The 11,800-nt window shown below is 75.0% G+C and carries 9 protein-coding genes; 6 read left to right on the forward strand and 3 right to left on the reverse strand.

From position 1 onward, the window contains the following. From ACXJKL_RS04900 to hutI, 3 genes are all read left to right on the forward strand, one after another. On the forward strand, positions 1 to 933 hold a 933-nt coding region (locus ACXJKL_RS04900), incomplete at its 5' end, for an allantoate amidohydrolase (protein WP_457205936.1). Continuing rightward, on the forward strand, positions 930 to 2,255 hold the full coding sequence (locus ACXJKL_RS04905; protein ID WP_457205937.1) for a formimidoylglutamate deiminase: 1,326 nt from the start codon (positions 930 to 932) through the stop codon (positions 2,253 to 2,255). The genes ACXJKL_RS04900 and ACXJKL_RS04905, both read left to right, overlap by 4 nt. Beyond that, positions 2,252 to 3,418 carry an imidazolonepropionase gene (gene hutI / locus ACXJKL_RS04910; RefSeq protein WP_457205938.1) on the forward strand — a complete coding sequence of 389 codons (1,167 nt, stop codon included), beginning with the start codon at positions 2,252 to 2,254 and terminating at the stop codon, positions 3,416 to 3,418. The genes ACXJKL_RS04905 and hutI overlap by 4 nt, the downstream gene beginning before the upstream one ends. Positions 3,419 to 3,484: 66 nt before the next feature. Here the strand turns inward: hutI and ACXJKL_RS04915 are convergent, their stop codons facing one another. Next, positions 3,485 to 6,040: a CHAT domain-containing protein gene (locus ACXJKL_RS04915; RefSeq protein ID WP_457205939.1), complete on the reverse strand. Its 2,556-nt coding sequence runs from the start codon at positions 6,038 to 6,040 to the stop codon at positions 3,485 to 3,487. A 106-nt stretch (positions 6,041 to 6,146) separates the two neighbouring features. On the opposite strand from ACXJKL_RS04915, the gene ACXJKL_RS04920 reads away from it, so the two are divergent. Continuing rightward, entirely contained in the window at positions 6,147 to 7,400 is a 1,254-nt protein-coding gene (locus tag ACXJKL_RS04920; protein WP_457205940.1) for a S8 family peptidase, read from the forward strand. Between the two features lie 3 nt (positions 7,401 to 7,403). Here the strand turns inward: ACXJKL_RS04920 and ACXJKL_RS04925 are convergent, their stop codons facing one another. Next, positions 7,404 to 7,874, reverse strand: coding sequence for a hypothetical protein (locus ACXJKL_RS04925; protein ID WP_457205941.1), 471 nt, complete (start codon positions 7,872 to 7,874; stop codon positions 7,404 to 7,406). Continuing rightward, positions 7,871 to 8,503 carry an RNA polymerase sigma factor gene (locus ACXJKL_RS04930; RefSeq protein ID WP_457205942.1) on the reverse strand — a complete coding sequence of 211 codons (633 nt, stop codon included), beginning with the start codon at positions 8,501 to 8,503 and terminating at the stop codon, positions 7,871 to 7,873. The genes ACXJKL_RS04925 and ACXJKL_RS04930 overlap by 4 nt, the downstream gene beginning before the upstream one ends. Positions 8,504 to 8,737: 234 nt before the next feature. Here ACXJKL_RS04930 and ACXJKL_RS04935 point away from each other — a divergent pair, with 234 nt between their 5' ends. Together ACXJKL_RS04935 and ACXJKL_RS04940 are read left to right on the forward strand one after the other, a co-directional pair. Further along, positions 8,738 to 8,869: a hypothetical protein gene (locus tag ACXJKL_RS04935; RefSeq protein WP_457205943.1), complete on the forward strand. Its 132-nt coding sequence runs from the start codon at positions 8,738 to 8,740 to the stop codon at positions 8,867 to 8,869. A gap of 44 nt (positions 8,870 to 8,913) precedes the next feature. Then, positions 8,914 to 11,800: helix-turn-helix transcriptional regulator (locus tag ACXJKL_RS04940; RefSeq protein ID WP_457205944.1), on the forward strand; the 2,887-nt coding region annotated here is incomplete at its 3' end.

Raw genomic sequence — 11,800 nt, forward strand, 5'->3', positions numbered from 1 at the left:
GTCTCCGCGCTCGCGGCGGTGGACCTGATGCGGGAGCGCGGCGTCGTACCGTCCCGGCCGATCGGCGTCTCGGTCTTCACCGAGGAGGAGGGCTCGCGCTTCGGGCTGGCCTGCCTCGGCTCGCGGTTGGCGACCGGGGCGACCCGCTGGGCCGACGCCCGTGAGCGCCGCGACCGCGACGGCGTCGCCCTCCCCGACGCGCTGGCCGCTGCCGGAYTCGACGTGGCGGCGCTCGAGGACGGCGACGGGCTGCTCGACCTCTCGGGCGTCGGCTGCTTCGTCGAGCTGCACGTCGAGCAGGGCCGCGACCTCGTCGACCGGGACGTGGCCGTCGGCGTGGGCAGCGAGATCTGGCCGCACGGGCGCTACCGCTTCGACTTCACCGGCGAGGCGAACCACGCGGGGACGACCCGGATGGAGGACCGCAAGGACCCGATGCTGACCTACGCGATGACGGCGCTGGCGGCCAACAAGCAGGCCCGGCTGTCGGGGCAGCGGGCGACCTTCGGCCGGCTCGAGGTCGCCCCCAACGGCACCAACGCCGTGCCGTCCCGGGTCACGGCCTGGCTCGACGCCCGGTGCGAGTCCGACGCGGCGCTGGCCGACCTGGTGGCCGCGATCGAGCGACAGGGCGCCGAGCGGGCCGGGCGCGACGGCACCGGCCTGACCGTCACCGCCGAGTCGGTCTCGGGGCGGGTCGCCTTCGACGCCGACCTCGCCGACCGGGTGTCGGCCGTCGGTGGCTGGCCGGTCATCCCGACCCAGGCCGGACACGACGCGGGCATCCTCGCCATGGCTGGGGTCCCGAGTGCGATGCTCTTCGTGCGGAACCCGACGGGGGTGTCGCACTCACCCGACGAGTCCGCCGAGACCGCCGACTGCCTGACCGGGGTCGAGGCGCTGGCCGACACCCTCACGGAGCTGGCGCGATGACCACGACCTCCTACCTGCTGGAGCACGCCTGGGTCGGCGGGCGCGTCGAGGCGGGGGTGCTGGTCGACGTCGAGGACGGCGTCATCCGCGCGGTCACGCTGCGCGGCCGGTCCGGGACCGGGCGTCCCCTGCAGCCCGACCACGTGCTCCTCGGGCTCACGATCCCGGGCCTGGCCAACTGCCACAGCCACGCCTTCCACCGTGCCCTGCGCGGACGCACCCAGCGCGGACGCGGCACGTTCTGGACGTGGCGCGACCAGATGTACGTCGTCGCCGGCCGGCTCGACCCGGACACCTACTTCGAGCTCGCCCGCGCGACGTACCGGGAGATGGTCGCCGCCGGGATCACCGCGGTCGGCGAGTTCCACTACCTGCACCACCAGCAGGACGGGACGCCGTACGCCGACCCGAACGCGATGGGGCACGCGCTCCTCGAGGCGGCCCGCGAGGCCGGCATCCGGATCACCCTGCTGGACACGCTCTACCTCTCCAGCGGCTTCGGGAAGCCGCCGCACGGCGTGCAGGTCCGCTACAGCGACGGCAGTGCCCAGGGGTGGGCCGACCGGGTCGCCGCGATCGACTCCGGCCCGGGGGCTCGCGTCGGCGTCGCTCTGCACTCGGTGCGGGCGGTGCCACGAGACGCGCTCGAGCACGTCGCCCGCGCCGACCACGACGTGCTGCACGTGCACCTGTCCGAGCAGGTCGCCGAGAACGAGGCCTGCGAGGCGGCGTACGGCGTCACGCCGACCCGGCTGCTCGGCGCCCACGGGCTGCTGCGCCCGACCACCACCCTCGTGCACGCGACCCACCTCTCGCCGGCCGACATCGCGCTGATCGGCGAGGCGAACGCGTACGTCGACTTCTGCCCGACCACCGAGCGCGACCTCGGCGACGGGGTCGGCCCGAGCCGCCGCCTCGCCGACGCCGGCGCCCGGCTGACGCTCGGCTCGGACAGCCACGCCGTGATCGACCTCTTCGAGGAGATGCGCGCCGTCGAGCTCGACGAGCGGCTCGCCACCATGCGTCGCGGGCACTGGTCGGCGGCCGAGCTGCTCACGGCCGCCACCGCCACCGGTCACGCCAGCCTGGGCTGGCCGGACGCCGGGTCGATCGCGGTCGGCCAGCGCGCGGACCTGGTCACCCTCGACCTCGCCTCGCCGCGCACCGCCGGCGCCGGCACCGACGAGCACGCCGTGGTCTTCGCGGCGAGCGCCGGTGACGTGCTCCAGGTGATCGCCGACGGCCAGCTCGTGCACACCCGCGACCAGGTGGGCGAGATCGGTCGTGACCTCGACCGGGTGATCCGGGCGGTGCACGGATGAGCGTCCTGATCACCGGCATCGGCGAGCTGACCACCAACGACCCCGAGCGCGGCGGGCTCCTCGGGCTCGTCGAGGACGCGGCGGTCGTCGTCGAGGGCAGCACGATCGCGTGGGTCGGCCAGGCCGCCGAGGCGCCGGCGGCCGACACGGCGTACGACGCGGGCGGACGCGCCGTGCTGCCCGGCTTCGTCGACAGCCACAGCCACCTGGTCTTCGCGGGGGACCGTGCGCAGGAGTTCGCGGCCCGGATGACCGGGGAGCCCTACTCCGCCGGCGGCATCCGCACGACCGTCGCGGCCACCCGCGCGGCCACCGACGAACAGCTCACCTCTCACGTCGCCCGGCTCGTCGCCGAGATGCGGGCCCAGGGCACCACCACCATCGAGATCAAGAGTGGATACGGACTCTCCGTCCACGACGAGGCGCGGTCGCTCGCCGTGGCCCGCCAGTTCACGGACGAGACGACCTTCCTCGGTGCCCACGTCGTGCCCGCGGACACCGACCCCGCGGACTACGTCGAGCTGGTCACCGGCCCGATGCTGGCGGCCGCGGCCCCCCATGCGCGCTGGATCGACGTCTTCTGCGAGGACGGCGCCTTCGACGTCGACCAGGCACGCACGATCCTGGCAGCGGGCACCGACAACGGCCTGCGCGGGCGGCTGCACGCCAACCAGCTCACCTACGGCGGCGGCGTCCGGCTGGCCGCCGAGCTCGGCCTCGTCGCCGTCGACCACTGCACCTACCTGTCCGACGACGACGTCAGCGCCCTCGCCGGCTCCGGCACCATCGCGACGCTGCTGCCGGGCGTCGAGTTCTCGACCCGCCACCCGTACGTCGACGCCCGCCGCCTCCTCGACGCCGGTGTCCGGGTCGCCCTGGCCAGCGACTGCAACCCGGGCTCGTGCTTCACCTCGTCGATGGCGTTCTGCATCGCGCTGGCGGTCCGCGACATGGGGATGAGCCCGGGCGAGGCGCTGCACGCGGCCACCGCGACCGGGGCGGCCGCCCTCGACCGCGACGACGTCGGGGTCCTGGCCGTGGGCAGGCGGGCCGACCTCGTGCTGCTCGACGCCCCGTCGTACGTCCACCTCGCCTACCGCCCCGGCGTACCGCTCGTGGCGGGGGTCTGGCAGGGCGGGCGCCCGGTCACGCCCGGCACCTGACGGCGGCCCGAGCCCCACCCCCGGCCGACCACCCGGACGAGCGCCCACCGAGCCGACAACCCGAGCTCAGGCGGCACCCAGCGCCGTGAACGCCACCGCGGTGGCCAGCCTCACCGGGTCGTCCGCGGCGGCGAGGCGGGCGTCGCACAGCGCCTCGTCGAGCCGGAGACCTGCCACCAGCCCCGCGTGGACGTCGAGCATCACCCGCACGGTGGCGGCGTCGTCGACGTCGGCGATCGAGGCGAGGACCCCGGCCGTCCCCTGGCCCAGCAACGCGGCGGCGAAGCCGATCACGTCGTGTCCCCCGACGTGCGCGACGACTCCCGACCGGCACGCGGGCAGCACGATCCGGTGCGGCGGGTGCCCGAGCCGGTGGACGTCGTCGACGGTCATCGCCCCGTCGGCGAGGTGGAGGCTGGAGAACATCGGCGTCTCGGCGCGGAAGGACCCGTGGGCGGCGATGTGCCCGAGCGCCGCCCCGTCGAGCGCGGCCAGGGCGGAGGCGACCGTGGCGTCCTCGGCCGCGAGCAGGCAGGCGTCCTCGTGCATGCGTACGACGGGGGCCACCTCGCCGCCGCCGGTCGGCAGGTCCGGGCCGACGACGAACACCGCTCGCGCCGAGCGGGGTCGGGCCGAGTGCGCGCGCACCCATGCGGTGGCCGACGGGGTGAGCGCCACCGACCGGTCGTGCAGGACCGGGAGGAGTCCCCACGGCGCCGCGAGGAGGTCCGCCGGGGGCGAGACGACCACGGCCCGGCCGGGCGGCAACAGCCGCGCCACGTCCCCGAGCAGCGTCGTCCCGAGCCGCCGACCCAGGACCGCGAGGTCGACCGGGCGACCCCGGGTGGCGGTCCGCAGCCCGTACATCGCGACGTCGACGGCCTTCGCGGCTGCCGCCGTCGGGCCGACCTCCACCCGCCGCCACCGCCCGTCGCGCACGACCACGGCGTGCAGGGTGCCGTCGACGTCCACGAGCTGGACCAGGACCCGGTCGCCCAGGTGCTGGGCCAGCTCGGCGTCGCTGATCGAGGTCGCCCGTCCGCCGGCACCCGGAGTGGCCGCCCAGGCCAGCCGCACGGTCCGCTCGTGCTGGGTCCGCTCCCGCAGCAGGGCCGGCAGCTCGGCAGGGTCCTCCTCCTCGCTGATCCGGTGGGAGAGCCCGCGGATCGTGGCCAGCAGGGCGTCGATCGCGGGGTCCTGCGGGGCGGGGACCGGCTCGCTGAGGGAGGCGGCGCGGGCCCGGTCGCTCCACCGCACCAGCGCCCGCGGCCCCTGCGGCAGGGCGTGCCGCACGGCCAGCCTGGCGAGCTCCTCGCTGTGCAGCGCGGTGAGCGCCCGCAGCTCCGGGCTGCCGAGCGTCGCGCGGTGCTCGCCCAGCGCGTCCAGGCCGTGACCCACCGCGGCGAGCACCCGCGGGYGACCCTGCACCTCCAGGTCGAGGGCCCGTGCGAGCCAGGCGGTGCTGCGGCTCAGGGGGCTGCCCCGGTGCCGCCCGGCGGCTGCGCGGGACAGGTACGACGACGCCGCCGCGGGGTCGGTCCGGGCGAGCTCGCGCCCGGCCAGCAGGTGGGCCAGGACGGCGTCCTCGGTGCGGTCTTCGGACAGTGWGTCGGCCAGTGCGACGGCCGCCCGCCGCGACCCGCGGCCGAGCTCGATGCGGGCCTGGAGGGCGACCAGGTCGGTCCGGACCGTCCACCACTCCCGGTCCTGGTGGGCGAACATCCGGCGGGCCCTGCGGGCGTCGTCGAGCGCGACGGCGGGCCGGCCCTGGCCGAGTCGCGCCGCGGCGCGCATCAGGAGCAGCTCGGCCCGGGCGCGGGGGCGGCTCTGGGCCCAGGGGGGCGCGGACTCGATGACGTCGACCGCCTCGTCCGCCAGTCCGGCCACGAGCAGCACCTTGGCCCGGTCGAGGGTCACCTCGAGGTGCGGGTCGCCCAGCTCGGCGTAGGCGGCGGCGAGCTCCGTCAGGGCGGCCAGCGCCGCCGGGACATCACCCCGGAAGAACCGGATGAGGGCCAGGTTGTGACGGACGTCGAGCACCTCGAACGCCTGGTCGCCGGGCAGGAACAGGGCCTCCGCGGCGCGCAGGTCGCGCGTGGCGTCCGCGAACTCCCCGCGCAGGATCCTGACGAAGGCGCGCAGGTTGAGCGCACGCGCCTCCCACAGCTGGTCCCCGGAGCGGCGGAAGCCGCGCACCGCGTCCTGGAGGTCGGCCAGCGCCCGGTCGAGGTGTCCGGCCATGGTGAGCACGTTCGCCCGACGCATCTGGGCCTTGGGTCGCACCGGCCCGCGGGCCCTCGCCCCGGCGACGGCCGCGTCCAGCTCGTGCAGTCCTGCCGCGGTCCGGCCGCGCACCGCGAGCGTGCCACCCAGGGTCGCCCTGACGTCCGCGACCCGGTCCGGGTCGTGGGTCCGCTCCGCCAGGCCCCGCGCGACGCGGAGATGGGTGAGGGCGAGGTCGACGTCGCCGCGCTCGCGCAGCACGATGCCCAGCGCCTGGTGGGCGAAGGAGAGGGTCGTGGCGTCTGTGTCGTTCGCGACGACCCCGGTCGCGAGCGACCAGGCCGCGTCCGGCTCGGCGATCGCCAGTGCCAGAAGGTCGTCACCGGACTGGGCCAGCACTCCTCGCCCCTCCCGTCCGACCCCGTGGATCGCTACTCTCAGGCCAGGCCTCGCCGGTCCCGGCGCGCCCGTCACCGGCCATCCAATCGCATGTGGGGGACACACCGTGGATCGTTCGACAACCGCAACGGCCGAGGAGCGGGACCGGCTGGAGGAGGCTGTCCTGCGCGAGCAGGTCGCCTACCTCATCAAGGCGATGGGCGGACCCGGGTACGCCGCCGCCGTCTGGTCCGAGGACGGCCGGAGGATCGAGTACCTGTACCGCCCCGGATTCATCCTGGCCCGCGACGAGCACTGGCGCGATGTCGCCGAGCTCGTCGGTGCCCAGCGCCTCGACGACGAGCGGGCGCAACGCCAACGGGGACTGACCGTCCTGCGGGTCACCACCGACGACACCACGACGGTCCCGGACATCCTGACGCGGGTGGACCGCGAGCTCGGTCTCGGCAAGGCGACTCCCGACCACATCATGTTCGTCACGGGCCCGGGCCGGTTGTGCCCGGCGGTGGAGCCGGAGGAGCCGGGCGCGGCCGCCGCGCCGTACCCCGGCATCACGACCGACCTGGGGGCCGGGACCGAGGTGCTCGTCTCCGTGGTGGACACCGGGTGGTGGCCGCCCGCCGCGACGGACCCGGCGACGCCGTGGCTGGCGGGCGTGGACGGGGACCCCGAGACCATCGACCCCACCCACATCCACCCGTACGCCGGGCACGGCACGTTCATCGCCGGCGTCGTCCGCACCCAGGCCCCKGCCGTGCAGATCCGGGTGGAGGGCTTCCTGCCGACGGGCGGAGCGGCGTACGAGTCCGAGATGGTCGTGCAGCTCGGCGAGGCGCTCGAGCTGTCCCCGGACATCATCTCCCTCTCGGCCGGCTGCCCCACCCGCGGTGAGGTGCCGCTGCTGAGCTTCGAGGTGTTCTGGGAGCAGCGGCTGCGCCACCAGAAGGGCACCGTCCTCGTGGCCGCGGCCGGCAACGACGGGCACCGCAGGCCGTTCTGGCCGGCGGCCTTCCCCTGGACGGTGTCGGTCGGCGCCCTCGACGAGGACGGGCGCCGGGCCTCCTACTCCAACTTCGGGAGCTGGGTCGACGTCTACGCCCTGGGCTCCGGCCTGGTCAACGCCTACCCGACGGGCASCTTCTACTGCCACGAGCCGCCGAACGTCGGTGACAAGCGCGAGTTCGCCGGGATCGCCCGGTGGAGCGGGACCTCCTTCTCGACACCGCTGGTGTCCGGGTTGATCGCGGCCCGGATGAGCCGGCACGGGATCAGCGCCAGGAAGGCCGCCGACCAGCTCCTCGCCGAGGCGGCGGTGGCCGGTCGCCGGGGTGTCGGTCCGATCCTGGAACCGCTGCGCTGACCCTCAGAGGGTGACCCAGGGCGTCGTACCGGCGCCCTCGCCCGCGATGGTGAAGCGCACCGGTCCGGGCAGCGACCCGGGGAGCTCGAACATCCCGTCCTCGTCGGACTCGGCCCCCAGCGTCGCACCGGCGGCGTTGGACATCACCACGACGACGACGGCGGCGGGGACGACGTGCCCACGGATCCGGTCGCCGTCCATCTCCACCTCGAGGGTGCCGAAGCCCGATGCGAAGGACAGGGCCCGGGGCAGGGCGTCGACGACGCCGCGGACCGCGGTCGCGGCGTCGAGCGAGTCGTAGGTCAGCGCCATGAGCTCCGTGTCCACCGTGCGCCACGTGAAGGCCGAGCGGGCCGCCTCCCGGTGCCGCGGGTCGACGTCTCGGTGCGACGACAGCGCCTCGGTCAGGTCGTCGAGGAGCTGCTGGTCGTCGGCGTCGAGGACCGCGGGGTCCTCGGGGGGAAGGTCGCTCATCGGGTCCTCCGGTCCGTGGGACTGGTCAGGCGCCGGATGGCGCGGGTGCGGCGCAGCTGCTGGAGGGCCCGGGCGCGGGTGGGCCCGATGCCCCCGACCGGGATGCCGGAGCGGCGACTGATCTCGGCGTACGACAGCGGTGGGTCCTCGGTCAGCAGGAGCAGCAGGTCCCGGCGTTGGGCGGGCAGCTCGAGCAGCGCGTCGACCAGGGCGGTGTGCCGCTCGTCGGCGAGCAGCTCCGCCAGCATGTCGGGGGCGTGGTCCGGCCGGTCGAACGTCGGCGAGGTCTGGGGGTCCGTGGGAACCGACCGGCCCCGGACGTGCTGCAGGCGGAAGCACTCGTGCCGGGTGACGGTGGCCAGCCACCCCGGCAGGGCGGCGGGCTCCTCGATCCGGTCCAGGTGCTCGACGAGGCGCAACCAGACGGTCTGGTTGACGTCGTCGGCGTCCGCACCGGTCACGCGGTACCTCCGCATGAGGGACGTCACCAGGGGGAGGAAGCGCTCCACGAGCGAGTCCCACGCGGTCTGGCTCCCCCTGCGGGCCTCGTCGACCAGCGTGGCGATGTCCGCGTCCGTCCCCCCGGGCGGCCACGGGTCATCGCCGCGGACGCGCCGTTCGCTCTCCATGATGACGTCCCTCACGCTTGGTAGGAGCGGTGCCCTCACTCCCTGATACCCCCATCGTGGGGGGTACGCCGGTCCCGGCGCCACGCAGGTCCAGTCCCTGAGGTACCCGCGCGGCCGGATCTGAGGTAGCCGACGGCCCCGGATAGGACGCCCGCCCGATGTCTCGCGCTACCTCAGCGACGGAGTCTCGTCTCGATGGTCCGGGAGTCGGGCCACGGAGAGAGGGAGCACCACATGTTCATCACCGACAGCTTCGTCAACGCCGAGGTCAGCTACCGCGAGGAGAGGGCCCGCAAGGACTGGGGGACGTTCGGCCGCCGCGCCGCTCGTGGTGCCGCCCGCGCCACGACGACCCGGCAGCGATGACGACCGGCACGACAGTGTCGGTGGGACACGCCACAATGTCCGACGTGCCCACCGCCCGCAGCGCCGACCTCGTCGGCCGTGATGCCGAGCTGGAGGACCTCACCTCCCGGCTCGGCATCCGTGCGCCCGGGGCCGCGGCGTCGGACGCCGTGCTCCTCGCCGGCGACGCCGGCGTCGGCAAGACCCGGCTGCTGACCGAGCTGCGGGACGTGGCCCTCGAGGAGGGCTGGCTGGTGCTGGCCGGCCACTGCCTCGACCTGGCCGACGGCTCGCTGCCCTACCTCCCCTTCTCCGAGATCCTCGGGCGCATCCTCACGGAGCGACCGGAGGTGGCCGCGAGCGTGACCGAGCGTCACCCCACCCTCGCCCGCCTCCAGCCGGGCCGACGCCTGCGCGCCACCGACGACCGCGACGAGGACCGGTCCCTCGACCGCGGCAACATCTTCGCCGCGGTCCACGACCTGCTCGAGACCCTGGCCGGGGACGGGCCGCTGCTCGTCGTCGTCGAGGACGCCCACTGGGCCGACCAGTCGACGCGCGACATGCTCAGCTTCCTGTTCTCGCGCCCCTTCGCCGGCCCGGTCCGGCTGGTCGTGTCCTACCGCTCCGACGACCTGCACCGGCGCCACCCGCTGCGTCCGCAGGTCGCGGAGTGGGCCCGGCTGCGCGGGGTCGAGCGGGTCCAGGTCGAGCCGCTCGCCGATGTGGACGTGCGGCGCCTGATCTACACGATCCACAAGGACACGACGATCTCCGAGGCGAGCATCGCCGAGATCGTCGACCGCGCCGAGGGCAACGCGTTCTTCGTCGAGGAGCTCATCGGGGCGACCTGGGCCACCGGGGGGCACGTGCCCGTCGAGCTCGCCGACGTGCTGCTGGTGCGTCTCGACCGGCTCGACGACCGCACCCGCGAGGTGGTCCGGGTGGCGAGCGTCGCCGGTCGGCACGTCTCCCACGAGCTGCTCGCGACCGTCACCGGCCTCGGCGCCGCCGACCTCGAGGCGGCGCTGCGCAGCGCGGTCGAGTCCAACGTCCTCACCCGGGCGGGAGGCTCGTCCTACGCGTTCCGGCACGCCCTGCTGGGCGAGGCGGTCTACGACGACCTGCTCCCGGGCGAGCGCACCCGGCTCCACACCGCCTTCAGCGAGGCACTCTCCTCGGGCGAGGCGACCGGCACCGCGGCGGAGCTCGCGCTCCACTCCCGCCGGGCCGGCGACCGGGTCACCGCCGTGCGTGCGGGGATCGAGGCCGGCAACCAGGCCTTCGCGGTGGGCGGTCCCCACGAGGCGGCGATGCAGTTCCTCGAGGCCCTCGACCTGCTGGAGGGCCTCCCGGAGGTCCCCGACGACGTCGACGTGCACGCCCTGGTGAGCCGGTGCGCCGAGGCCTTCGTCGCCTCGGGACGGGTCGGCAGGGCGATCAAGGTCCTGCGGGCGCACCTCGCCTCCCTGCCGCCCGACGCCCCGGACGCCGACCGTGGCCAGGTGCTCACCTCCATCGCCGCCGCGCTGCTGCTCACCGACACCACCGAGGACCCGGAGGTGATCGCGGCGGAGGCGGTCTCGCTGCTCGCCGACGCCTCGCCGAGGCTGCGCGCCCGGGCGCTGAGCGTCCACGCGCAGACCCTGGGCCGGTGGAACGAGGAGCGCGCCCGGTCGGTGGCCATGGAAGGACTGGACCTCGCGCAACGGCACAACCTCACCGGCATCTCCGTGGAGATCGCGACCACCCTGACCAGCCTCGACGAGACCCTCGACCTCGACCGGCTCCGCGCGACCTGGCTCGACACCGCGGACCGGGCCCGGGCGGCCGGTCACGTGGACGCCGAGCTGCGGGCCCTCTACTTCCTCGGGCGGCTGCACCACGACCTCGGCGACTTCGACGGGGCGCTGGAGGCCTACGGGCGGGTCGTCGTCCGCGGGGAGGAGGAGGGCCTGGCCTGGGCGCCCTTCCCGGCGGAGGCACGCCAGATGGTGGCGAGCGTGCTGGTCGCCCAGGGTCGGCTCCGTGAGGCCTACGCCCGGCTCGACGTGTCGGGGCTCAACCCACCGGTCGTCTACGAGTGGCTCTACTACGCCCTCCAGATGCAGGTGCAGGTCCTGCGCGGCCACACCAAGCCGGACGCCTTCGCGAGCCTGCGCGCCTACTGGCCGACCGACGGGCTCACCGCGATCAACGCGGCGACGGCCGAGCTGGCCCGTGCCGAGCAGGACGGCGATGCCGCCCGCGGGGTCGACGTCTACGACCTGGTGGTCGACACCGTGCGACCGATCTGGCACGAGTGGTTCCAGGCACGGCTGCGGCTCTCGACCGTCGTCGTCGGGATGCTCGCGACCCGTGCCGCCCACCAGTCCGCCGCCGAGCGGGAGACCGCCGACGTCGTCGTACGCCGCCTGCTCTCCGACGGTGAGCGGGTCATCGACTTCTACGCCGAGTTCGAGATCAGTCGTGGCCCGGAGTACCACGCGTGGGTCGCCCGCCGCACCGCCGAGGGACTGCGTTGGCGGTGGCTGAGCCAGCTCGACCCGCCCGACGCCGCCGAGCTGGCGTCCGCCTGGCGGGCCGCCGAGGAGGCGTTCGTCGCCTTCGGCCACGTCCCCGAGCTGGCCCGCACCCGCGCCCGCCTGGCCGAGGTGCTACGGGCGAGCGGCGACGCCGCCGGGGCCCGGCAGGCCGCCGACCTGGCGCGTGCGACGGCGCACGAGGTCGGGCTGCGGCCCCTCCTCGACGAGCTGACCGGCCTCGGCTCCAGCCCGGCGCCCCGGACGGCCACCACCGCGACGCTGACCCCACGGGAGGCGGAGATCCTCGCCCTGGTGGCCGAGGGCCGCACCAACGGCGAGATCGGCAAGCAGCTCTTCATCGCCACCAAGACCGTGTCGGTCCACGTCTCCAACATCCTGTCCAAGCTCGACGCGGCCTCGCGCACGG

It is taken from the genome of Nocardioides sp. P5_C9_2, from assembly GCF_054049555.1.